The following is a 26256-nucleotide window of genomic DNA, read 5'->3' as shown; positions in this document are numbered from 1 at the left end:
TTAGTTATCTTGCATAATTTCTTCATATTCTTCAAGAGAACCTCTGAATAAGAAGCTCTTTGTAGGTGATTGAAGTTCTAAAATAACATCGGCACACTGGTTAACAAATGCTCTGTTATATGTTGTGAAAATTGCTCCACCCTTGAAGTTTTTAACACCTTCAATAACTGAGTCAATACTTTCAGCATCTAAGTGATCTAATGGTTGGTCTAAGATGATAAAGTTAGATTCGAGAAGCATCATTCTTGAGAACATTAATCTAGCTTTTTCTCCCCCACTAGTTACTTTAACTTTTTTGAATACTGAATCATTGCTAAATAACATACGACCTAAGAACCCACGCATTCTAGCATCATCATTTTCTCTGTTTTCTTTTTCTTTATTTTCAAGTGGTCACTTAGAAATTCATTCAAGAATGTTTTCATCTGTATCAAAGTATTTACTATTTTCATTAGGGAAGTATGAAGGTGTAATTGTTTGCCCTCATTCAACTGATCCTGAAGTTGGTTTGTTAATGCCAAGTAAACATTCTAATAATTTTGTTTTAGCAATGTCATCTTCTCCAACAATAACCATTTTTTCACCTGGTTTCAGTGAGAATGATACGTTTTCAAATAAAGTTTCACCTTTATCATTTTTGTATGTTAAACCTTCAACATTTAAAATTTGTTTACCGTGATCACGGTTCATTTCTCAACGAACGAATGGATATTTTCTATTTGAAGGTTTAATTTCATCAAGTGAAATTTTTTCAAGAGCTTTTTTACGTGATGTAGCTTGTCTTGATTTAGATGCATTAGCACTGAAACGTGCGATGAATTCTTTAAGTTTTTCGATTTGTGCTTCTTTTTTAAGATTTGATTGCTTCATCATTTCTCTAGCTAACTCTGAACTTTGTTTTCAGAATGAATAGTTACCTGTGTAAATTTTTGCTTCATTGTAATCAATGTCAACAATATGTGTACAGATAGCATCTAAGAAGTCACTGTCGTGGCTAACTACAATAACGACGTTAGGGTAGTCGATCAAGAAGTTTTCAAGTCATCTAATACTTCTAAGGTCTAAGTGGTTAGTTGGTTCATCCATAATTAAAATATCAGGATTTCCAAATAATGCTTTAGCTAAAAGAACCTTTATTTTTTGATTAGCTGTAAGCTCTCTCATTGGAGCTTCTCATTTTTCTTTAGGTATATGTAAGTTACTTAAAAGTTCTTGCGCATCATTTTCTGCTGTTCATCCACCTAACATACCATATTTTTCTTCTAAATCAGCTGCTCTTTCATAATCTTTATCAGTTGCATCAGGGTTCATATAAATTGCATCTTTCTCTTCTTTGATTTTGTATAAATCAGTGTTCCCCATAATTACAACTTCAGTAACATTGTAATCATCATATGCATTATGATCCTGACTTAAGACAGAAATACGTTTGTTTTTCTCGATAACAATATTTCCACCTGATGGTTCAATGTCACCTGCAACTATTTTTAAAAATGTTGACTTACCAGCACCATTAGCACCGATAATTCCATAAGTGTTACCTTCTGTAAATTTTAAGTTTACGTTTTCAAATAATTTTTTATCACTAAAAATCTTGCTTAAATTTTGAACTTCAATCATATTTAGCTCCTTTTTTTTAATTAACAATATATAAATTAATGATTTATATATTTTATATTATTTTGAATAAAAAAACCTTCAAATTGAAGGCAGTACACATCTAAGTTTTCACTTCGATGTCGGCTCCTAAAAATAATACCATAAAAATAAAAATCACATAGCAAATTTGCTATGTGAAAGATAAATTATTTTTTGAATTCTGTAATAACTTCTTCGCTGTATTCTCTGAATTTGTTTGCAACTGGATGTAATGTGTAATAGTTTTGAACAATAACTTCTTCAACTACTTGTTCTGTAACTTCTCTAACTGCTACTTCTACTCTTTCTTCAACTTGTTCACAGTTACATTCACCTTCACAGCATGTTTGTTTTTCTTCTTCACATCCACATTCTTCTTTAGCTAATGCTGATGAGCTGTAAACAACTTCTGCTTCTCTTTTAACCATATTAGCGTTTCTGTTTGCTAAGCAGTGTCCACCACAACTGTGTCCACCAACAGGTTCGATAATATTTTCTTCACGTGTTAAGTCTGATTCAACATAAACGTATTCTTCTTTAGGTTCTTCTTTTACTTCTGAATATACAACTGTTTCTTTTTCTTCAACTGGTTGTTCATCTTCGACTACAGTTTCTTCTACTAATACATCATCATTTTTAACTTCTTCAACAATTGTCATTTGTTCAACGTGGTATTTTCCACCTAAACAAGGACATGATAAACAAACACATTGAATTCTTGGTGATTTACATACTTTACAATTTCCATCTAATTTAACTTCTAATTCTACTTGTGCCATAAGGATCTCCTTTTATTTTCAAACTATTTAGATTTAATAAATTTATGATTTTGAACAATTTTTATTTATGTTTTACATAAACATTGATATTTAGCCTTGGTCTTTGTGGTTGTCTTCTTTTTGGTGCAAGAGCTACTGAACGACTAATTTTATGTTCATTATCTTTAATATAAGCAATATTACTACAATTATAAAGTTTATTATCAAGATTTATAGCAATATTTTTATTAGTTTTATTACTTTGTTTTTTAACTTTTTTTGGTTTTTCATCTAATCTAACTACTTCTTGATTTTGTAGTTGATTTTCAACCGGAACTTCAATTGGTCCATTAGCTGCTTGAGCTAATTTTTCTTGCTCAGCTTTCTTTTGTTGCTCTAGGTCTTCCATTCTTTTCTTAATTAACTCGTAAGTTTCAACAACAACTCTTTCTTGCTCTTCAATTGATTTGTATGGATCAATTCTGAATGATGAAAGAATTTGTTGGAATATCGGGTCAGCTTTCATTTGTTTTGTGAATAATGTCTTCATTCCAATTCTGTCTGAGAAGACTTTTAAAAGCACTCCATAAGCAATATCATCAATCATTTTGTAGAAAGCTTTTGTCCCTTCCTCTGTATAAATTTGGTAAGGGTTCTTTTGTGAATATTGAGCTAAGTTAACGTTTGAACGTAATTTGTCCATTAAGTTGATATGACTTTGTCATTTTTCATCTAATGTACCTAAAATAAGTGCTCTTAAGTGTCTTATTAACTCTTCTTCTGAAGTGTTTTCTATTGCATTCTTTTCTCAATCTTGATAAATTGAAAGAATAATGTTAGCAATATATTCTGGTAAATCTGTTTCGTGAACTTTTGAAATGTCATTAATATCAAAGTGGAATTTAATGAATTTACCAATGTTTTCATTTAAAAATTCTACAAGAGCTTCATAATGATAAACGTTATTATGCAATCTATATTCACCACTTCTAACAATCGTTCTAGCAGCAGATGCTATCATTCTTTGAACGATAAACACTATGTCACTGCTGTATAAGATTAAATCACGTTGAGCATAAATTAAGTCACGTTGTTGTCTAATAACGTCGTCATAATTTAAAACTGATTTACGTGAGTCATAGTTGAAACCTTCAATTTTCTTTTGAGCGTGATTGAAAGCAAATCTAAGTTGTTTATTAGTAACTTCTTTGTCACCATCTTTTGAGTAAGCTTCTCTGAAACTTTCATAGTTCGCAAAACGCTGCATTAATTGATCATCAATAGAAATAAAGAATTTACTTGTACCAACATCTCCTTGACGTCCTGAACGCCCTCTTAGCTGGTTATCGATTCTTCTTGATTCAGCTTTATCTGTTCCTAAAACGTATAATCCACCAAGTTCTAAAGCTTCAGCTGTAGGCTTAATGTCAGTTCCACGACCGGCCATATTTGTGGCAATAGTAACTGATTTAACTTCACCAGCATGCGAAATAATTTCAGCTTCAGATGCATTTTGTTTAGCATTTAAAACTCTATGAGGAATTGCTCTATGTGTTAAAAGTCTATGAATAACTTCTGAATCTTCAATTTGAGCAGTACCAACTAAAACTGGCTGACCTTTTTTGTAAAGTTCTTCAATTTTGTCAGCAACTGCATTTCATTTTGCTTTAGCAGTTGCAAAAATTGAATCAGGTTCATCTACACGAACAATTGGTTTATTTGTAGGAACAACATTAACTCTCATATTGTAGATATCAATGAATTCTTGCTCTTCAGTTTTTCCTGTACCGGTCATTCCACAAAGCTTTTTGAACATTCTGAAAAAGTTTTGATAAGTAATGGTTGCTAAAGTTTTTGTTTCAGGTTCAACTTCAACCATTTCTTTGGCTTGGATAGCTTGTTGAAGCCCTTCTGAATAGCTACGTCCATCCATTATACGACCAGTGAATGCATCAACTAATTCGATTTTTCCTTCACGGACAATGTACTCAACATCAATACGCATAATTTTATGTGCTCTTAACGCGTTTTGGATTAAGTGAACATTTTCAGAGTTTTCAATTTTATAAAGTCCATCAGTTTTGTAAAACTCATTAGCTTTAGCTATCCCTGAGTGTGTTAGTGCTACAGCTTTTGACTCTTCATCAATTATGTAATCTTCAGGACCAAGAGTTCTAACGAATTGGTCAGCAGCAAAGTAAGCTGCTGTATCATCTTTTTCTCCACCTGAAATGATAAGAGGTGTTTTAGCTTCATCGATTAAGATTGAGTCAACCTCATCGATTAAACAGAACTGAAGTCCTCTTTGTACTTTGTTATTCTTATTTGAGACCATATTATCTCTTAAGTAATCGAACCCAAGTTCAGAGTGAACTGAATAAGTAATATCAGCTGCATAAGCTTTTCTTTTATCATCCTCATTCATTTGTGCTTTATTAATCCCTACAGTAAGTCCTAAGAAATTAAACACAGCACCCATTTCGGTTGCATCACGTTCAGTTAAGTATTCGTTAACTGTAGATACAATCGCACCTTTACCTAAAAGAGCATTCAAGTAAACCGGAGCAATAGATGTAATTGTTTTACCTTCACCAGTTTTCATTTCAGCTACTGAACCTAAATCTAAAAGTAATCCACCTAATATTTGAACGTCATAAGGTCTTTTACCTAAAACTCTCTTTGTTGCTTCTCTAGCTACTGCAAAAGCATCATTACGAATGTCTTCTAATGAATAACCTTTTTCTAATAGCTTTTTAAAGTATTCTGTTTTAGATTTAAGTTCTTCATCTGTAAACTTAGAAACTATGCTTTCAAGCTGATTAATTTTCTTTAAAGCTTTCTCAGCAATACGCATTTCTGATGTTTTGAAGTCTAATAATTGTTTTCAACTTTTCATAAGTTTAATTATACTTTTTTATTTATAAAATAAAAAAGACCTATTAACTTTTATGAGTTGAATGGGTCTTTTTGACTTTTAACACTATGTGTGTATTGAAAAAGTAATTTTCAGGTTAATAATTATTGTATGAATATTTAGTTAAAAATAAAGTTTTACACCATTTATTTTTAACGATTTTTAGATATAAAATTGAACTAAAAATCATAATCTTGTTTGTAGTTATTTGCTAATGTAAATTTTCGTTTTGGCAGTTTAATTTTCTCACCAAGCACAGATCTCCTATACTCATAATGGAACATCTCGGGTTTTAATTTAATATTACTAAGTTTTCACATACCATCACCACATAATAACATTGCTAAATAAACATCTATTTTCTTAGTTTTTGATTTCTTTAAAAATTTAATTTTAATATGCATTCAAGGAAATAACACTGAAGATATGTCTACTCTAACTGAAGGCCACACTGTTTTAAATTTTGTCTTTTCATTTATTAAAAAATGAACTTCGGAATGAGCATTTAGGATTAAATTATCATATAAATTTTCATTGGATAATTTTGCATTCTTACTTGAATATTCTGGTATTAAGTAATTTATATAATCATCCAAATATGATTTTAGATTATCTCATATTCAAAGACCCAAAAGCCAAGAACCCTCACATACTAAAATAATAGAAGCAGGTAATCCTGTGTAGAAACAGAAACTAGTGATAGTATTTATTTTAGCAAAATAAATGCATGCCAAAATTATCGAAATAATTGTGTGTATAGCCGATATTGTGATGATTACAAGAAAAACGATTAATAATATCTGTTCGAATTTGAATCTTTTAAGAAATTTTTCTTTTAAGTAATCAAAAATTTCAGGACGTATTTTCGTGCCTAAATCAATTAATTGTATAATGTCAAACAGTTTATGTCATATAAATCTCATTTTTCCATCTATCAGTCAGGATAGATAATAAATAATCATTAATATCATTCTTGATTCCTTTTCTTAATATTTAAATAATATCAACTATTACATAAAATAATTAAAAATAAATAGTTATTGAATGTTAAGTAAAAAGAGAGCTCGTCGAGCTCTCAAAGTTATCTAATATCCTAACGAAACTTTATTAATCACATTTTGTCTATAAACTCATTTTAAAAATGGATAAATTGCTATTGAAATTATTACTAAAACACATCATTCAACTAGCATATTTACTCAAATTAATGTTAATCATACTGATGGTGATGATACTTCTTTTATGCCTATGAATTGAATTCCGATAAAAATAAAAATTGAAACAAATAATGTATTGGCAGCAAAAATTAAGAAAGCAAAGATTGTACTTGTGAATATATTGAATTTACCTATTTTAAAGCATAAATAATATGCTCCTACTAAAAATAAAGATAAAGCGATTCTTGGTACAAATGAATATAAGATGTTATTGAAAATTGGATACCCTAAAACAATCGAACCTATTCAAGATCAAAATCCAAATGACAGCGTGCTTCATAAAGTTCCGATCATACCTAAATGAATTGAAGCAATTAAAATAACAATTGGAACAGTTGTTATTGATATAACACCAATCGTAATATATCCTGTGTAGGGTGTAAAAGTTAAAATTACAATAATTGCCATATACATAGCTAAGTAAGCTATGTTTTTTATTGTGAAAAGATTTTGTTTGTGTTTATGTCTAGTTTGTTGTTGTTTATTTGAATTTGCAATTCATATTAATTCTTTATTAGAGCAAGAATTATGATTTTGTGAATTATGTAGTTCCATAAATTAGAAAAGAAAAATTCAGCTTAATTACTGAATTTAACACTTAAAATTTCAATCATGTATTTTGTTTGTGCATCAACTTCAACAACATCACCAGCTACATGTCCCATCATTGCTACTGCAAGTGGACTTTTGTTTGAAATTTTATTTTCAAATGGGTTTGTATCGTGTGTACCCATAATCGTAACTTCTTTAACTTGATTTGTGTCTTTTTTAACAAATTGAACTGTTGTACCAATTCCAACTGTGTTTTGTGTTGACTCATCTTTAGCTTCAATAATTTTTGCATTATCTAAAATTTGTTCTAATTCGCTAATTCTACCTTCAACAGCACCTTGTCTATCTCTAGCTGCATCATACTCAGCGTTTTCTGATAAGTCCCCTTGTGCTCTAGCTTCTTTTAAGGCAGCTTGAACAGCAGGTCTTTCAACATTAACTAAATGTTCATATTCTTTTTTATATCTATCGTAAGTTTCTTGCGATAGGTAAACAACACCTTTTAATTCTTCATTGTTCATAATCATTCTCCTTATGTTATTTTGAGAAAAGTTAATTTAATTATATTTTATTTTAGTCTGATTTTATCTTTTTACTATAAAAAGAAATTTAGAACTTAAAAATGATACTTCATATGGGATTGAAGACATTCTAAGTAATGAAATTAATCTTTTAATTTCAGATCTTTTTGCATTATCAAAACTAATAATACACATACCTTTTTGCATCTTGTGAACATACTTATCATATAAGTCATTTATGTCTTGCTCAGTACGTAAAATCGCAACAAAATCTAATTCTTGATCTTTATATTCTATTATTCCTTTACCAGCTTCATCACCAAAATTCTCTTTAACTTTATCATATAAGTCTTTATTTAAACTTGAGTTTAAATAATAAATATTTGATTTTGTTTTTGAGTCAATTGCAACTATTGGGAACATATCTTTTTCATCGATAATTAAACAATTTTGATAATGATTTTGATAAATTGTATTAATAATACCTTCAATGTCTAAATCGTTTGCTTTTGATTTTAGGAAGTCTTTAATATCAAAAGGTAATACACCAAGTTCACTACGTAAAGATTCAATTTGAACAAGTGCTTCAGCTTGCGCTTTTGCTAAATATTTTTTACGAATCTTTCTTGAGTAAATATTTAACCAAATGTAAATACCAATACCTAAAACAAACACAACTATTGCAGATACCATTAAAATCGTTCTTGTTGTATCACTCATTATTTACCTCATTTATGTTTATAGTAATCTAAATAATCATTAAGTATGATTTGTGCTGCAAGCTTATCTTTATGATCTTTTCTTTTCTTTCTAGTTAAACCGGCTTCAATCATAGTCTCATGGGCTTTTTTAGTTGAATATTGTTCATTAACCAATAAAACAGGTAAGTTAAAATTTTCTTCAAGTTGCTTTTTGAAATCTTCAACCATTAAAGTTCTATCACTCTTATCTCCACTAATTTTAAGTGGGTAACCAAGCACTATTCCATCGATTTTGTTTTTATAAACTTCATTAATGTAGTAGCTAATTCTGTCAAGAGCTTGGGTAAATTTATATTCTTCGAATTTAAAGTTTTCTATTCCTGATGCAATGATTTCACTTTCATCAGTGATTGCAATTCCACAACTTTTAGTCCCTAAATCTAGACCTATTTTTCTCATGTAATCTCTTCTAATGCTGCAATTAAGTTATTAGCAGTTGCGACTTTACCCATAGATAAGATAGCGTTTCCTCCACCACGTCCATTAAGTTTTGCAAATAATTGTTGTGCAATAGCATTTGAATTGTATTCTTTTGAAGCTACAACAATCATTGGATTGGTTTCATCATTTGATGTAAGCACAACTAAAATGTCGTTGTATTTTTCTCTTAATGTAGAAGCTACTGTTTTAATGTTTGATTTATCAACTGTTTGATTTACGTAAACTTTGTTTCCATTTATTGTTAAAACTTCAATTGAGTCATAATCAAATTCAAATGAATTTTGTAAATCTTTTTGAATTTGCTTATTGTCTTCTTTAAGTTTTTCAATTGTTTCTTCTAAGTAGTCAATTGCTTCTTCTTTTGCAGTAGGAATATTTAAATCAAAGTTGTATGAAGCTTGTAGCTTAGTGTTTTTGTCAATTAATTTTTCTGCTTCAATAATTAATTTATCAATTTCTTGATCTAAAAACTCATCAACTAAAGCATTTGATGAAATAGCTCTAATTCTATATACACCAGCAGCTTTCTTATCAACGTTTGTAATTTTGAAGTTTTCCAATTTAGCTGTATTTGATAAGTGAGTACCTCCACATAAGTCAGCTGTAATATTGTCAAATTTAACAATTCTTACATTTAATGGGTTCATATATTCTTGTTCTTCAAGAGTCATAATTGCACCCATTTCTTTAGCTTGGTCTGTAGTCATATTCAAGTAATGTCTTACAGCGTCCATCTTAATGTACTCACGAACTAAGTTTTCGATTGCTCTAATTTCTTCTTTTGTAGGTCTTGTATCAGCTGGTAAATCAAATGTTAAACGTTCTTCATTGTTATTTGAACCTAATTGTTTAATTTGATTTCCTAAAACACTTCTAAGTGCACTGAACAATAAGTGTGTTCCAGAGTGGTTTCTTTCAAGACCTAGTCTAATTGTTTCGTCAACAAAGCACTCTACAGATAAGTTTTTAACAATTTTTCCTTCAACTTTGTGAATGTGGTTTCCAAATTTATCTTTGAAAACATCTAAGATTAAAATTGTATTTGTACCTTGTTTTATGTAACCACGGTCGTGTTTTTGACCACCACTAGTTGCATAAAAAGGAGTTCTATCAAGCACGACATATGAAATTCCGTTAGCTTGCTCAATTTCTTTTTCAGTATCTAGTAAGTATAAAATGTTTGAAACTGATTTTGTGTATTCATAACCAATAAATTCATCAACTTTTGATTTGATTAAAGTTAATGAGTTGATCACTTTATCCATTCCTGAAACTTTTATTCCTTTACTCATTTCAGCGTGTTTTTGTTTTGCTGCTTCAAAAGCTTCATAATCAATTTGGATATTTTGTTGAGCTAAAATTTCTGCAGTTAATTCAACAGGGAAACCATATGTTTCGAATAATTTAAATGCAATGTCTCCTGGGAAAACTTTTAAATCTTCAACAATAAAGTCAGATAGAATTTGTTTTCCATTTTCAATAGTTTTAGCAAAAGTTAATTCTTCATCTTCAATAACTTTTTTAATTGGATTTACATCATATTCAAAAGGTAATGTTTCTTTAATCACATCAACAAGTTTGTATAAGAAAGGTTCGTGAATATTTAATTGCATAGCTTTATAAACACTGCGTCTAATTAATCTTCTTAAAATGTAACCTCTACCAACATTAGATGGTTTAGCTCCATCAGCAATAGCATTAGTTACTGTTCTCATGTGATCGGCGATAACTTTAAAATATGAGTTCATTAAAGTTTGATCTTTATCATTTACAAAGTAATTGTTTGTATCATATCTATAATTTGTGAATTTCTCGATTTTGTGAATAATAGGTAAAAATAAGTCAGTATCAAAGTTTGTAGGTGCATCTTGCATAATTGAGACAATTCTTTCTAATCCAGCACCAGTATCAATATTTTTTTGCTTTAATTCTGTATATTCACCTTCACCATTTGAGTTATATGTTGAAAACACAATATTTCAGATTTCAATGTATCTGTCATTTTCAATGTCTTCTTTAAGTAACTCGATTCCTCTTGAATCATACTTCTCACCACGATCATAGAAAATTTCTGTGTTAGGACCACAAGGACCTGAACCAACTTCTCAGAAGTTAGTATCTTTGCCACCTGGTATCATGTGTGATTCGTCAAAACCGTGAGCCATTCAGTAATTTTTAGTTTCTAAATCTTCATAGTAGTATGTGAAATATAATCTGTCTTTATCAAGTTTTAGAACATCTAATAGAAACTCAACAGCAAAATCAATAGCTTCTTTTTTAAAGTAATCTCCAATTGAGAAGTTTCCTAACATTTCAAAGAATGTATGATGTCTAGCTGTAATACCAACATTTTCGATGTCATTTGTTCTAATTGCTTTTTGTGAGTTAGTTAATCTTTTTGCAGGAGCTTCTTTTTTACCTGAAAAGTAATCTTTCAAAGTTGCAACACCACTATTGATTCAAAGTAATGATGGGTCATTTTGAGGAACTAAACTTTTTGAAGGAACAACAAAGTGTCCTTTAGATTCGAAAAACTTTAATCATGATTCTCTAATTTGTTTTGAATTCATACTTACCTTCCTTATGTTCTTTTATTTCTTTGAAATAAAAGTAAAAATATTACTAAATTATATTAAAAAGATTTTTAAACAGTTTAAATTTTCAATTTGTTTTAATGAATATACTTATTTTCATTTTTATTACTAAAAAATCTTGTACACTAGGTTAAAAGTTTTAATTGCAGATTTGAATTCAAAATAATTAGCACAAAATTTTGTTAATTTAAGTTAATTAAAATAACCAAGTTAAATTCTATAAAGTGTAAAATTATATTAATTGGGAGAAATATGAAATTAAAAACAAAAACTATTTTTAAATTATTAACATTAACTGGTGCGATTTCATCAGTAACAGGAACTATTGCATGTTCTCAAGAAACACCAAAAGAACCTAAACCAGGCAATCCGATTGCAAACCCAGGTGACACATCTCAAACAATTGCTAAAAAAGAGGAATTATTTGATTTCTCAAAATCACTCACCGATACCACAATGGCGCTTACACCAAATCTTTTCAATAACTATGCCAATTTAGTCAAATCGCTAACAAATGCAGATATTAATGATAATTCTGAGAATTACGTGGAAGCTCTAAAAATTAAAGACCAAATAGCAAAAAACTTACAAGATATCAAATCATTAGAAGAAGGTAAAAAAGAGGTTGAAGGAATCATCTTTTCAAATATCCCTCTAACAAATGAAGTTATCTTATTAATTGAAAAGACAAAAAAATATGTGACTTCAAAATATCAATCTTCAATCGAAAAGCTAAATAGTGTCAACATAAAAGAATTAGACGATTTTGAACTAGATAAGCTGATTGCTTTAACTTCTTATGCGTTGAAATTGACTAGCTCATCATTTGATAACATGTACCCGATAGTTATGAAGGTTATTAGAGATAAATATATCTTACTTAATAGAATGGATATAAATTCTTTAAATGATCTATTTACAAATTTAAAGGATCAGGAGCAAGTTAAACAATTCTTTCTTGCTTCAATCACGGAATTATATGAATCTTTTGATGATACTGATAAAACTGTTAAAGCATCACAGAATAATTCTCTTCTTTTTCCGTTTTTGAATTATTCTAATCCGGAATCTGATATTCAAACTGAAAGAAACTTGCATATCGAAACCTATGGAATGGCAGAAACAATTGTTGATATTTCTGAATTAGTAAATTCTGTAATAAATAATCCTGAAATGCTTGATTCATTAGGAACTGAGAAAAAAGATGAAATCTTAACTTTCTTAAAAGAAATAAATAATAAACATAAGGGTAATACCAATCTGAACTTATATACAATCGGCCAAATGCTTAATAACGATGCTATAAAGATTGAAAAAAACATAATAGTTAACATTGTATGAGCTATGTTTCTTCAAAAAGATGAAACTACAACAATGTTGAAGTCAATCATTAATGAATTTACCGATTTCTTTTTAAAGAAACAAAACAATACTGTTTTAGGGCTTAAATACGAAATTCCAGAAAAACAAATACCTATTTTCTTGAATGAAAATTACACTGCAATTATGGAGGAAGCATTTAAAGATAAAAAAGTTTCATATGTTTATGCTCCATATGTTGAAAAAATTGGGAAAGATTCATTAAATACAGAAGATATTAGAAATGTATTTTTACCAAAAGTGACTTATTTAGGGCAAAATGCAATTAGACATCAATTGTTAGCAGAATTTGCAAATACAGTTCCAGAAAGCTTTAAAAAACAAATTAAACTTAATGAGAATACTTATGTATCTGTGGATAGTGAAGCTACTGATGTGCAAATAACTTCAGATAAGCCGCTTTATTTTGTAAATGGTTTATTCAAGAGCAATGAAAATATCAATACAGTTACAATTACTTCGACACAACCAGTTTATATTTCAGAAGAAATGTTTAAACACAGTACACTTAGATCAATAACAATTCAAGCACCTGAAGTTTATATTGCAAATGAAGCATTTGCAGATACTCCAGCACTTGAAACATTTGATGTTCAAAACGTTCAAAACATAGGTGAGTATGCGTTATTCGGTTCAAAATGATACTATGACCACATTTCAAACTCAAATGAAGAGCAAATTAAATTAGGTTCAGTTTTAATTGGTTACAAAAATATCAATAATAAAGCTGAAATCACTTTAGATCCATCAATTACTCAAATATACAACTCTGCATTTTCATTTGACAATAAAATTCCAGAAGCAGCAACTGCTAATGAGGTTATTACAAGTATAACAGCAGAAAATGTTAAATTAGTAAATCAAGGAACATTTGGGTCATTATCAAACTTAACAAGTTTAAACTTACCTAACTTAACTTATCTAGGTACTACAGCACTTCAAGGGACACCATATTACTATAACATCTTAAACGATCAAGAAAACACAAAAGCGATGTTAGGGAAAGTTTTAATTAAACTTAAATCCGATAACCCTTATGTTACATTGTCTGATGAAGTTGAATTTATTTACACAACTGCATTCAAGAACTCAAACCAAATAAACTCAATTCAAGGAAAAAATGTTAAGGGTATTGCTTCAAATACATTTGCAAATGGGTTTGGAACAATTTCTGCACTTAACTTCCCTAACTTGGAAAGTGTCGGTTCATCTTGAGCAACATCAATTTCTCCACAAAGTGAAACTCCAGTTCTAGTTGCACCTAAATTAAATGTAGTTAATAAGAAACAATTAATTGGGAATTAAGATAAGAAAAATCATATGGGTGTTAAATTAACCCATATGATTTTTTATATGTATCATTTTTTAGTTTCATCATCATAAACTTCATCAATTGTTGCTCCACCAATACATTTGTCTCCATCATATAAAACAACTTGTTGACCTGGTGTAACAGCTGATGAACCCTCAGGGTAGAAAACTCTGATTTTATCGTCGCCTAAAAATTCAACGGACACTTTAATATCTTTTTGTCTATATCTAAATTTAGCAGTTAAATTATCAGGATTAAAATCTTTGTTATTTAAGGTTAATCCTGAAGCGATTAAATTGTTTGAAATTAAATATTCAGGTTTTGAGTTAGGTGCAACATATAAAATGTTTTTTTGCACATCGTGACCACAAACATAATATGGTTCAGTCATACCACCTAAATTTAAACCTTTTCTTTGTCCAATTGTGTAATAGAAACATCCAACATGTCTTCCAACGACTTTATTTGTTGTAATATCTACAATATCTCCATCTTGTGCTGGTATATAGTTTTGTAAGAATTGCCCAAAGTTTCTTTCTCCAATGAAACAAATTCCTGTTGAATCTTTTTTAGTTGCAGTAATTAAACCTAACTCAGAAGCAATTTGTCTAATTTCAGGTTTAGTTAATGCAGCAAGTGGCATAATAACTTTTTTAAGTTGATCATGACTTAATTGAGCTAAAAAGTAAGTTTGATCTTTATCTTCATCTTTTGCTCTGTATAAGTGGCCATCAATTACATTTGCATAATGCCCCATAGCAATATAGTCTGCTTTAAGTTCATTAAATGCATAGTTAGCAAAAGCATTGAATTTTATGTACTTGTTACACAAAATGTCCGGATTAGGTGTTCTACCTTTTTTGAATTCTTCAATAAAGTTTTCAAAAACATTATCTCAATATTCTTTAACAAAGTCAACTCTTTCAAGTTTGATGCTTAATGAATTTGCAACTGATTGAGCATCCATATAATCTCTTTCCTGTGGACACATATCTTGTTTAAGATCATTGTTTCCAAGAAAATCATTATTAACAATACTGTCTCAGTTACGCATAAATAATCCCACTACTTCGTAACCTTGCTTTTGTAATAAATAAGTAGCAACTGATGAATCAACACCACCACTCATACCTATAACAACTCTTTTAGACATATTTCTCCTTTATATACTTAAATAAGTATATAAATTGTAATATAAAAACCAAAAAAGCGAAATTTTTTGGTTTTTAATGTAAAAATTTAACTTTTTGCTATTAAGCAAATGGTTCTCATAACTCAAGAACAACTGATTTATCAGCTTTAAGATATTCTTCTGGAACATATTTAGGATCTACAATAACTGAGAAGTTGTACTCATCAAATCATTCATCAGACATTGAGTAAACACCTTTTTTACCAGAATCATCACCTCAACTGTTTTCGACTTTTCAAGCAATCGGTTTACCGTTTTCTGTCTTAACACCTACAAAAGCCATCGCGTGGTTTAACATTGAGTTAAAGTAGATAATTCTATCTTCTTTATTAAAGTCACTAATTGGTTCAAAAACTGAATCAAAATCATAAAGTTTTGGGTCAAAAATTCCTGATTTATTATCTTTGAAAGGATCAACATCACAAGCAAATCAAACTGGTAAGTTATCTTTTAATGAAGCAATTACAGCGCTCTTAATTACATCTAATGGAACGTTAATCATTTCAACATCTTGATCTTCATAAACTGATTTTTGATATTTAAGAACATATTTAGTTCCATAGTGATAAAGATTTCTTGGGTCGTGCACTAAATTAACTTTTTTATCAAAATCTTTTCCTACATATTTTGCGAAAAACTCTACAGGAGTTATGTTTTCAATTTTGTGATACTTATTATCTTTATCTTTGTATTCATAAGTGAACTCAGTAACTGGTGTTCCTAAACATTTAGAAACGATGTCATAAACTCTGTAAAGTGCATCTTCTTTAACTACTTGAATTTGTGTCTTATCAGCGCCTTGCGCAACAAGTGCTCTAATTTTCTTCATTCCGTTTTTAAGATGCTTATCAATTTGTTCATTCATATCTGTTGTATTTCCTGAATGGAATGTTTCAGGCATAATTGATTTTGGAACTGCACCATATTTTTTAAGTAAGTTAGCAAAATATTCTCAGTATCCACCATCTGAAGCGACATTCTTATTAATTAAGTGATAAACTTCTCTATTTTCTAATGGTAAGTTCGCTGTTTGGATTGCATAATTTAAAAATGTATTTGCTTTTTCAATTTTGTCATAGAAAGCAAAGTAGTTTTGTGAAAACTCAAAGCTACTTACATTTAAATTTTTAGCAGCTTTAACTCTAGCCATATTTAACGAAGCGAAAATTCAACATCTTCCGCTATTTTTTTGTGATGTTATATCGCCTAATGTTGTTTCTATATCAAAAACGTGATCGTGTTTGATAAATGTTTGATGGTCAAAAACTGTATTTTTAATACCATTTTTAATGATTGAGTTTTGAATCATTTTATTGTTTGATTTTGATTCAAATTTTGACTTAAATTCATCTAATAAGTTTTTAGTTACATTCATTTTTACTCCTATATACCTTGTACATTAGTTATTAATATAGTTTATTTTAATTCATAATGTATTACAATTTAAATTATGAATAATCAAGAAACTATTAAAGCAGTTCCTGATGTTAAATCAGGTTCTGTAAAATTATTTTATGGAATTATACTATTAACAAGCACTGGTGGATTGCTTTTATTATCATTATTATCAATCTTCTTTGTGTGAATTGATTTATTAATACTAAATTCAATCTCAAAATCGTTTTATCAACTTTTATTTTTAATAATGATGATAATAGTCCCTTTTATTGGAATTATGATTCTGAGTTTTATAAAACCGAAAAATGAATCTCAAAATGTAATACTCTTGAGCATCAAGTTCTTCTTCTATGCATTATTCTATGGAATTGTAATCGGGACAGCTTTATTATTAATTAGTTTTGGAACATATACATATGATAACTCTGCATTAGAAATTATCAAGTATGCATCATTGCAACTATCATCAGTTATTTTAATACCAGTAGGAATATTATTCTTGACCGGAATATTAGGAATGTTAAAAATTATTAATGTAAGATCACTAATAGTAATGATTTCAGTTCTATCATTTGCAATATTAGTTACATTCTTAATTTCATTCTTTGCTTTTAGACAAAGAGATAACATTAACTGATGAATCGGAATTTTAATGGTTGCATTAATCTCATTATTTATGATTCTTCAATGATATTCAATTAGAAAAACTGCTGATTATGTCGAGTATATGAGTAGAAAATCATTAATCACTTTAGGAATTCAACATGGATTTCAGTTATTTATTTCATTAGCTCAACTACTTTATTTCGTTATTGTTATATTAGTTAAAAGAAGATAAAACAATTTACTCTCAACACTACGGTGTTGATTTTTTTGTTAAAAACGCAAAGAAAATACACAGACCTAAATCTGTGTATTTAAAATTATTTGTGAAAAACAATTAGTCAAATTATTTAACAATTTTTGTAACTGTTCCTGCACCAACTGTACGTCCACCTTCACGGATTGAGAATTTTGTTCCTTCTTCAACAGCGATAGGTGCGATTAATTTAACTTTTAAGTTAACGTTTTCCCCTGGCATAACCATTTCACGTCCTGGTTCGAATTCAATTCCCCCTGTAACGTCTGTTGTACGGAAGTAGAATTGAGGTTTGTAGTTTTTAAGGAATGGAGTGTGACGTCCTCCTTCTTCTTTTTTAAGAACGTAAATAGCAGCTTCGAATTCTGTATGAGGAACGATTGAACCTGGTTTAGCTAAAACTTGTCCACGTTCAACTTCATCACGGTTAACTCCACGAAGTAATAATCCAGCGTTATCTCCAGCTTGTGCTTCTTTAAGGTTTTTACGGAACATTTCGATTCCTGTAACAACTGTTTTCTTAGTAGGTTTTAATCCAACGATTTCAACTTCGTCGTTTAATTTAAGTGTTCCACGTTCTACACGTCCTGTAGCAACTGTTCCACGTCCTGTAATTGTGAAAACGTCTTCAACAGCCATTAAGAATGGTTTGTCAAATTCTTTAACAGGTGTTTGGATGTATGAATCAACTGAATCCATAAGTTCCATAATTTTTTCTTCGTATTTTGCATCACCTTCTAATGCTTTAAGAGCTGATCCACGAATGATTGGAGCATTGTCTCCATCAAATCCGTATTCTGAAAGAAGTCCACGGATTTCCATTTCAACAAGTTCGATCATTTCTTCTTCACCTTCAAGCATATCTACTTTGTTTAAGAATACAACGATACGAGGAACCCCAACTTGTTTAGATAAAAGAATGTGTTCACGTGTTTGAGGCATTGGTCCATCTGTTGCAGCAACAACTAAGATAGCTCCATCCATTTGAGCTGCCCCTGTAATCATGTTTTTAACATAGTCAGCGTGACCAGGACAGTCAACGTGTGCATAGTGACGTTTTTCTGTTTGGTATTCGATGTGTGATGTGTTAATTGTAATTCCACGTGCTCTTTCTTCTGGTGCGTTATCGATAGAAGCGTAATCACGAGCTTCTGATAATCCTTTTTTAGCTAAAACTGTAGCAATAGCAGCAGTTAAAGTTGTTTTACCATGGTCAACGTGTCCGATTGTTCCAACGTTAACGTGTTCTTTACTACGATCAAAATCTAATTTTGCCATGTAATTTCCTTTCTATTTTATATATATAAAATTGTTTAATAAATGTATTGTGTTTTAGCGCCAAAACCAACCTATGCCTAGCCTTTCATCTAGGTCCTGTCCATTTGTTAAATTAGCACATTAATTTTATCAAAAATAATTTTTGAAAACATTATTTCCAATAACATTTAAATTAGTTTTTATATTGTACCACAAAATGCAATTTCTATTATTTCTGTCTAATAACGAAACTAATTGGAGATGCAGTTTTATATAAAATCATCAAATAAATTTAACAAAAATATATGCGATAAATAATACTAAAAATTTCTAAAAATTAATTATATAAATGTACAAAATTCAAGCAGTTTGATGGTACAAAATATTGGTTATTTTCGGTTTTGTTTAAAAAATAAATAAAGTAAAATAATGATACATTAAGTTACAAAACGTTTTAACTTGATGTTTAAATTTATTTCGAAATAAAATCAAACAAAAAAGGAAACAAGATGAAAAAAACTTTATTTGATAGTAAAAATTATTTAGATAAAGTGCATGCTTGATGACGTGCTGCTAACTATCTTTCAGTTGGGCAAATGTTTTTAAGAAACAACCCTTTACTTAGAGAAGAGTTAAAAGCCGAAGATGTTAAGATGTACCCAATCGGTCACTGAGGAACAATCCCAGGACAAAACTTAATCTATGCTCACTTAAACCGTGTTATTAACAAATACGACTTAGAAATGTTCTACATTGAAGGTCCAGGACACGGTGGTCAAGTTATGATTTCTAACTCATACTTAGATGGAAGCTACACAGAATTATTCCCAGAAATCTCACAAGATGAAGAGGGATTAAAAAGAATGTTCAAGAGATTCTCATTCCCTGGTGGAACTGCATCTCACGCCGCTCCTGAAACACCTGGTTCAATTCACGAAGGTGGAGAGTTAGGATACGCATTATCACACGCAACAGGTGCTATTTTAGATAACCCACAAATCATTGCTGCTACAGTAATCGGTGATGGGGAAGCTGAAACAGGACCACTTACAGCAGGATGATTCTCATCATCATTCATTAACCCAGTTAATGATGGAGCTGTATTACCAATCATCCACATCAATGGTGGAAAAATTGCAAACCCAACAATCTTAGCTAGAAAATCAGATAAAGAAATCAGAGATATGTTAGCTGGATTTGGATGAGAAGCTATCTTTGTTGAAGCTGATGTTTTTGACCAAAGAGGAATTCACAAACCAATGGCAAAAGCATTTGACAAAGCTATTGAAAAAATCCAAAAGATTCAAGCAAAAGCAAGACAAAAATCAGCTGAAGAAGCTACAAGACCTATTTGACCAGCTCTTGTTGTTAGAACACCAAAAGGTTGAACAGGACCTCACACATACAATGGTTTAACATATGAAGGAAGCTTTAGATCACACCAAGTTCCACTTCCTGTTACATCAGAAAAACCAGCTACATTAGACTTATTAAAAGAATGATTAACTTCATATCATCCAGAAGAATTATTTGATGAGAATGCTAAATTCAAAGCTGAATATGCTGAAATTGCTCCTAAAGGTGCAAAAAGAATGGCAATGCACCCTATTACAAATGGTGGTGTAAACCCTAGAGCATTAAACTTACCAGACTGAACACAATTTGCATTAGACATCAAAAAACCTGGTTCAGTTCAAGACCAAGATATGGTTAACGCAGGAAAATGATTTGCTGAAGTAATCAAAATGAACCCAGATAACTTCCGTGTATTCGGACCAGATGAAACTAAATCTAACAGACTTTACGATGTTCTTAAAGTTACAAACAGACAATGATTAGAAAGAGTAAATCCTGAATTAGATGAAGCTATCGGACCAGTTGGAAGAGTTATCGATTCACAATTATCAGAACACCAAGCTGAAGGATTCTTAGAAGGATACGTATTAACAGGACGTCACGGAATGTTTGCTTCATACGAATCATTCTTAAGAGTTGTTGACTCAATGCTTACACAACACATGAAATGAGTTGCTAAAGCAAGAAAAGTTCACTGAAGAAAAGATTACCCATCTCTTAACGTTATTGCTACATCAACAGCATTCCAACAAGACCACAACGGTTACACACACCAAGATCCAGGTATTTTAGGTCACTTAGCTGACAAAAAACCTGAATTAATTCGTGAATACTTACCAGCTGACTCTAACACATTATTAGCTGTATTAGACAAAGCTTACAGAGAAAGAGATGTAATTAACCTTATCGTTGCTTCTAAACAACCAAGAGACCAATTCTACAATGTAGAAGAAGCTAAAGAATTAGTTGAAAAAGGTCTTAAAGTTATTGATTGAGCTTCTACAACAAAACCAGGTGAAGAACCAGACTTAGTTGTTGTTGCATCAGGTACAGAACCAAACTTAGAAGCATTAGCATCATTAGAATACATCAACAAAGCATTCCCTTCACTTAAAATTAGATTCGTTAACGTAGTTGATTTATTAAAATTACGTCACCCAAGCATTGACCCACGTGGATTATCAGACGCTGAATTCAACGCAATCTTTACAAAGAACAAACCAGTTGTATTCGCATTCCACGGATACGAAGGTCTTATTAGAGATATCTTCTTCTCACGTCAAAACCACAACTTATTTGTTCACGGTTACAGAGAAAACGGAGACATTACAACATCATTTGACATTAGACAAATGAGCCACATGGATAGATTCCACATCTCAATCACAGCTGCTAAAGCAGTTTACGGTGATAAAGCAGCTGACTTCGTAAAACAAATGGAAGAAAAAGTTGCATACCACAACAGATACATTAAAGAAGTTGGAATTGACATTGACGAAGTTAGATTCTGAAAATGATCAGGTCTTAAAAAATAAGACAAACACTTTATAAGTGTTAAAAGATAATCAAAAACACCTTAGTAATTCAAACTAGGGTGTTTTCATTTTGCTTTTTTAATTAACTATTTTCTAAACCTACTAAAATACCTCTATTAACAAATGGTTTTCTACCTTCAAGACTATCAATAAGGTCTGGATAATCGATAAATGGATTTCTTAATCCACCTTGGTATCTAGCTGTTTCGTTGTTTCTATCAATATCAAATTGTGAAATTGAATCTGTTGAAACTCAGTTTTTGTATGTTTGATAGTAGTGGTCTTTAATATATGGTTTAGTGCTTGAGAATATTGAATTTGATTTTTGATTTAAGTTTCTATTTCTATATGTAACTGTAAAGTATAGATATGCTCTAGCAATATCTCCCTTGAATGCATCTATTGGTTCAAATGTTGTTTCACCAATTGAGTTTCTTCCTAATTTCCCACCATTTCTTGATGTTTTAGTTGCATCACTTACATTGTCGTGAGGGAAATTACCTCTGTTTGCATTAACTTTAATATCTGTAGGTCAAACGTGGTGCGCGTCTGAAACCATTGGTGATTCTTTGTTGAATCAAGATTGTGGAATTAAGTGTTCCTTGTTTGTCCCTTCCCCTTCATCTCTTGCAGATGATCTTTTTCCTCATTGAAAATCAGGGAATGTATATGGATCTCTTCCGTTTGGATTTTCTGAATAAATATCTAACAATGTATTATCTTTTTCAAAATATTTATCTTTAAATGCATTATATTGATCATAGAATGTTCCTAAAGCACCATATGAGCGAACTCCTCCAAAGTGACTGCTTTGAATTGCTAATAATACATCATATAACTCATTACCCATTTTACCATCAGCTTGTGCATAGTAATTATTACTTGCATCATATCTTAAACCGTTAGTCGTAACCGGTTGAGTTGGTTCTGAAAGTTCTGGATTTGGATTTGATGGCGTTCCACCATTTCCTGATGAAGGTAGTGTTGATGGATTATCACTTCCATTATCTGATTCTTCTGTAGATGACTCCTCAACAATGTTAAGTTTTACAACAGATGTGTATAAATTGTCATTTGAGTAGTCAAATGTCTTATCTTCATTTCTAACTGTTAATTTATATTTAACTGTTAGCGTTTGTGTTTGTGCATTATATTCGTAATTTAAGAAACTATTTGGATATTTCTTATTTTTGTATGTAAATTCTTTTTCTACATCATTTACTAATTGGAACTCATCGTTTTCAAATTCTGATTTGAATTTAAGAAATGCTGGTCCTTTTTTCTTATCTAATCCGACCGTTCTGTCTGTGTACATATAAGCAATATTTTCATGAGCATTTAACTTAGCTAAAACTTGTGTTTTTAAGTCTCCTGAAAGTGGTAATGAAACTAAAATATTGTTATATAAAGTTGTTATATCCTTTTCAACTGGTTGAACCACGTTACCTGAAAAATCAAGTATAAATGTTGAAGTATACACATCGCTTCCAACTGCAATATAACCATCAGCTGGTTGTGTAACTTTATAACTAATTACAACTGTGTTTGTTTGTGCATCAAATGAATCAACATCTATTAATTTGTTGCTTGTAATTTCTTCATTAGTGATTTCGTTTCCTGCGAATGCTTTATTAATAAGTTGAAACTCTTGAAAAATACCGTCATCATTTAACAACGCAACAAATGTATTATTCGTATCATTCAAACGAAGTGTGTTATCAGCAGCATTGAAGACAAGTTTTGCATTTTGTGCACTTAATCCTGAAACAATTGCTTGTTTGTTTTCTTCTGTTAAAGACATTGGGTTAGTAACTATGTTTGAAGCATCAGGAATTTCATATTCATTTGTAGGTTGTCCTGGGTTTGGTTCAGGGTTTGGATTTGAAACAGGTGTAGTTATTGGATCTGTAACTGGTTTCTTAGGTTCTGCATTTTTTTGCGAACATTGAGTTGATAATACTGATGTAGATGTAACAAATAATGATAATACTAATAATGGTTTTAAAAACTTTTTCATACCCTTACTATTATCACTTTTTTAAAAAAGTGATAGAAAATAGCCTTAATTTTCACAAAATGTGAAAAAAATAAGCCATTTTGGCTTATTTGATTAATTCTTTGGTGTAGCTGAAACAAGTACCCCTAAGTTTGTGAATGGTTTAGGATTTGATCCAACTAAGTTTTCTAATAAGTTAGGGTAGTCGATGAATGGGTTTCTTAATCCACCTTCAAATGCAGCAATTTTATTATTTCTTGCAACGTCAAATGGAGAAACTGGATCAGTTGCTGTTCAGTTTGCAAAAGTATTAAAGTAGTGTTCTTTAATGTAAGGCACTGTTCTTGTGAAGATTGATTGGGATGTAGCTGCTAAGTTTCTGTCATTGTAAGTTACAGTGAAGTAAAGGTATGATCTAGCAATGTCACCTTTGAATTCATTGATTGGTTCAAATGATGTCATACCAATTGAGTTTGTCCCTAATTTTCCACCGTTCATTGATGTTCAACTAGCAGAAGCATTTGCAACTAAATCGTGAGGATAGTTACTTCTTACTCCGTTTACTTTAATATCTGTTGGATAAATGTGGTGAATGTCTGAAACCATTGGTGATAGTTTACTGAATCAAGATTGAGGAATAACGTGTTCTCTGTTCATTCCATCACTCTCACCAGAAGCTTTATTACTTGTTGGGTAAGATCTATATGTGTATGGATCTGTACCTGTTGGGTTTTCAGAATAAATATCTAACATTGTGTTATCTTTTTCGAAGTAAATATCTCTGAATGGCGAGTTGCTTGATTGGTAGAAACCTGGAATATCTCCATATCCTCTAACACCTGATAAATGTGCTTTTTGAATCTTTAATAATGCAGCATATAATTCTGCACCGCTTTTTCCGTTAGCTGATGCATAGTAATTATTACTTGAATCATAGTTGTATGAGTAGTTTGAATTTACTGGTGTAATAGTTATATTTGAACTTCCTGTGTTTCCACCTGTTGTTGGTGGAGTTGTTGTAGTTTGTGCTTCCTTAAAGAAAACAGTAAATTTTGATGTGAATGTTTTAGTTGAAAATTCATATCCACTATTATCAGCAGAACCTGTGTTAATTGCAGCTTTGTATGTTAAAGTTAATTCATTTGTACTTGCATTAAATTGGAAGTTAATATCACCATTTGGTCTATCTGTGTCTTTGTATGTAAAAATTGGTTCTTCAAAGTTTGCTGGATGGAATTTAGCATTAATAGCTTCTTCAAATAATGCTCCAACAGCTGGTCCTGTTTTTCTGTTTAAACCAATTTCATTTGTATTTCTCATGAAGTATAAGAATTTGTTATTTCCATCTTTTAAATAAGTTAAGATTTGATCTTTTAAAGTAGCTGGAATTTCGATAGGTTTAAATACATTGCTTGCATTTTCTAATGAAACTTCAGCTGGTGCAGCAGGAATAACTGGTTTTGGTGTAACAATTTCTTTTCTTCCATTATCACTTGTTTTATTACATGAAAGTGAAACCATCGGTAAAATAGCACTAGCTGCTAAACTTGATGTTAAAAATAATTTTTTAAAAATTTTCTTCATTTTTCCTCCTTAAAATAAGGTTAAAAATTTCTATTATTTTAGTTGTATTATGTATCAATATAATTAAAAATTATATTACTTATAATTTTATACAAATAAAAAATAAAAATATGGAAAATTTATTCCATATTTTGTGAAAAATTTACTTGTCTAAAAATTGAGATAAATACTTTGCAAGTCCAGATTGATTGCATGGGAATTCAGTAATTTCATCAGCAATTTTCTTTAGTTCAGGAACTGAATTTTGCATTGCAATTAATGTTCCAACTTTACCTTTTGTAGTTGAATCATTCATTGAATCACCAATGTGCATAGCATCTTCAGGATCAATTCCTTTAAGTTTGCAATATGCAACTTCAGCTTCACCTTTTGATGAACCAATCTTAGTAATTTCTAAGGTTTTATTTTTTTCTCCAACAAATGCTATTTCAAACATGTCTCCATATTTTTCTTTTCATCTTTTAGCAAATTTAGCAGCCTTTCTAGCTGATAAACTAGATAAAAGAGCCTTGTGTATAGGATAATCGTTTTTAAAGTCTTTGTATGGTTTTGCATTTGTAATTCATCTGAATTTCTTAGAAAAGTTTTTGTAAATTTTATTTACAAATTTAATAATGTAATATAAGTAGTTTTTTACATATACGTGTCTTGAATCAATCGTTACAAAAGCAAATTTTTTAGAGATTAAATCAAATAATAACTGTGCTTTTTCAGGTTCAATTATTTCCTCTGAAATAATTTTTCCATTCTCAACTGTAACAGCTCCATTTCAAGCTATATATGTAATTTCTCCTGTTAAACCTTTAACAATATCAGAAGTTTTTGCACTTAAACCACGACCAGTTGCAACTACAACTGGAATTTGTTTATTTAACTCTGTAAGTGTTTTTTTAGTAAATTCTGTTGCACTACGCATTCAGAATTTTTCTTCCGGTCCATCTAATGTGGTTCCATCTAGATCGATAAAGATAATTTTAGGTTTCTGCATTAA

The 26256-nt window shown here is 30.3% G+C and carries 18 protein-coding genes; 3 read left to right on the top strand and 15 right to left on the bottom strand.

Going from position 1 to position 26256, the window contains the following annotated elements; translation table 4 throughout:
- The 9 genes from VBM88_RS01810 to alaS form a co-directional block, all read right to left on the bottom strand.
- Positions 1–1620 carry an ABC-F family ATP-binding cassette domain-containing protein gene (locus tag VBM88_RS01810; RefSeq protein ID WP_323680299.1) on the bottom strand — a complete coding sequence of 540 codons (1620 nt, stop codon included), beginning with the start codon at positions 1618–1620 and terminating at the stop codon, positions 1–3.
- A gap of 185 nt (positions 1621–1805) precedes the next feature.
- Positions 1806–2417, bottom strand: coding sequence for a hypothetical protein (locus VBM88_RS01805; protein WP_323680298.1), 612 nt, complete (start codon positions 2415–2417; stop codon positions 1806–1808).
- Positions 2418–2478: 61 nt separating this feature from the next.
- A complete protein-coding gene (gene secA / locus VBM88_RS01800; RefSeq protein WP_323680297.1) occupies positions 2479–5292 on the bottom strand; it encodes a preprotein translocase subunit SecA in 2814 nt (937 codons plus the stop codon).
- A gap of 197 nt (positions 5293–5489) precedes the next feature.
- Positions 5490–6281: a hypothetical protein gene (locus VBM88_RS01795; RefSeq protein ID WP_323680296.1), complete on the bottom strand. Its 792-nt coding sequence runs from the start codon at positions 6279–6281 to the stop codon at positions 5490–5492.
- A 114-nt stretch (positions 6282–6395) separates the two neighbouring features.
- Positions 6396–7082, bottom strand: a complete 687-nt coding sequence (locus VBM88_RS01790; RefSeq protein ID WP_257089365.1) for a hypothetical protein — start codon at positions 7080–7082, stop codon at positions 6396–6398.
- Between the two features lie 23 nt (positions 7083–7105).
- On the bottom strand, positions 7106–7600 hold the full coding sequence (greA, locus tag VBM88_RS01785; RefSeq protein ID WP_257089363.1) for a transcription elongation factor GreA: 495 nt from the start codon (positions 7598–7600) through the stop codon (positions 7106–7108).
- 63 nt (positions 7601–7663) lie between these two features.
- Complete coding sequence (locus VBM88_RS01780) at positions 7664–8320, bottom strand: BC85_0335 family putative methyltransferase (RefSeq protein WP_257089361.1); 657 nt, start codon at positions 8318–8320, stop codon at positions 7664–7666.
- Positions 8320–8760, bottom strand: coding sequence for a Holliday junction resolvase RuvX (gene ruvX / locus VBM88_RS01775; protein WP_257089359.1), 441 nt, complete (start codon positions 8758–8760; stop codon positions 8320–8322). Before ruvX ends, VBM88_RS01780 begins: the two co-directional genes overlap by 1 nt.
- Entirely contained in the window at positions 8748–11372 is a 2625-nt protein-coding gene (gene alaS / locus VBM88_RS01770) for an alanine--tRNA ligase (protein ID WP_323680295.1), read from the bottom strand. Before alaS ends, ruvX begins: the two co-directional genes overlap by 13 nt.
- 276 nt (positions 11373–11648) lie before the next feature.
- Here alaS and VBM88_RS01765 point away from each other — a divergent pair, with 276 nt between their 5' ends.
- Positions 11649–14081, top strand: coding sequence for a leucine-rich repeat protein (locus VBM88_RS01765; protein ID WP_323680294.1), 2433 nt, complete (start codon positions 11649–11651; stop codon positions 14079–14081).
- A 44-nt stretch (positions 14082–14125) separates the two neighbouring features.
- Here the strand turns inward: VBM88_RS01765 and mnmA are convergent, their stop codons facing one another.
- Positions 14126–15241 (bottom strand): tRNA 2-thiouridine(34) synthase MnmA, encoded by a 1116-nt coding sequence (gene mnmA, locus VBM88_RS01760; protein WP_323680293.1) that lies wholly within the window; start codon positions 15239–15241, stop codon positions 14126–14128.
- Between the two features lie 100 nt (positions 15242–15341).
- Positions 15342–16655: a C1 family peptidase gene (locus VBM88_RS01755; protein WP_323680292.1), complete on the bottom strand. Its 1314-nt coding sequence runs from the start codon at positions 16653–16655 to the stop codon at positions 15342–15344.
- A gap of 75 nt (positions 16656–16730) precedes the next feature.
- On the opposite strand from VBM88_RS01755, the gene VBM88_RS01750 reads away from it, so the two are divergent.
- Positions 16731–17516, top strand: coding sequence for an MAG0110 family membrane protein (locus VBM88_RS01750; protein WP_323680291.1), 786 nt, complete (start codon positions 16731–16733; stop codon positions 17514–17516).
- A 111-nt stretch (positions 17517–17627) separates the two neighbouring features.
- Here the strand turns inward: VBM88_RS01750 and tuf are convergent, their stop codons facing one another.
- Positions 17628–18815 (bottom strand): elongation factor Tu, encoded by a 1188-nt coding sequence (tuf, locus tag VBM88_RS01745; protein WP_257089347.1) that lies wholly within the window; start codon positions 18813–18815, stop codon positions 17628–17630.
- Between the two features lie 488 nt (positions 18816–19303).
- Between tuf and VBM88_RS01740 the strand changes: the two genes are divergently transcribed.
- Entirely contained in the window at positions 19304–21685 is a 2382-nt protein-coding gene (locus VBM88_RS01740) for a phosphoketolase family protein (protein ID WP_323176669.1), read from the top strand.
- 82 nt (positions 21686–21767) lie between these two features.
- Here VBM88_RS01740 and VBM88_RS01735 read toward each other — a convergent pair whose 3' ends face one another.
- The 3 genes from VBM88_RS01735 to VBM88_RS01725 form a co-directional block, all read right to left on the bottom strand.
- The gene (locus VBM88_RS01735; RefSeq protein WP_323680290.1) at positions 21768–23702 is read right to left on the bottom strand and encodes an endonuclease; all 1935 of its coding nucleotides are present in this window, start codon (positions 23700–23702) and stop codon (positions 21768–21770) included.
- Positions 23703–23795: 93 nt separating this feature from the next.
- Positions 23796–25265 (bottom strand): endonuclease, encoded by a 1470-nt coding sequence (locus VBM88_RS01730; protein ID WP_323680289.1) that lies wholly within the window; start codon positions 25263–25265, stop codon positions 23796–23798.
- A 142-nt stretch (positions 25266–25407) separates the two neighbouring features.
- The gene (locus tag VBM88_RS01725; protein WP_323176672.1) at positions 25408–26253 is read right to left on the bottom strand and encodes an HAD-IIB family hydrolase; all 846 of its coding nucleotides are present in this window, start codon (positions 26251–26253) and stop codon (positions 25408–25410) included.
- Positions 26254–26256: the final 3 nt, after the last annotated feature.

This window comes from Mycoplasma sp. 1232, assembly GCF_034863345.1.
Lineage (GTDB): Bacteria > Bacillota_I > Bacilli_A > Mycoplasmatales > Metamycoplasmataceae > Mycoplasmopsis.
The sequence above is the reverse complement of the archived record's forward strand: the minus strand, read 5'-3'. Positions and strand labels throughout refer to the sequence as shown.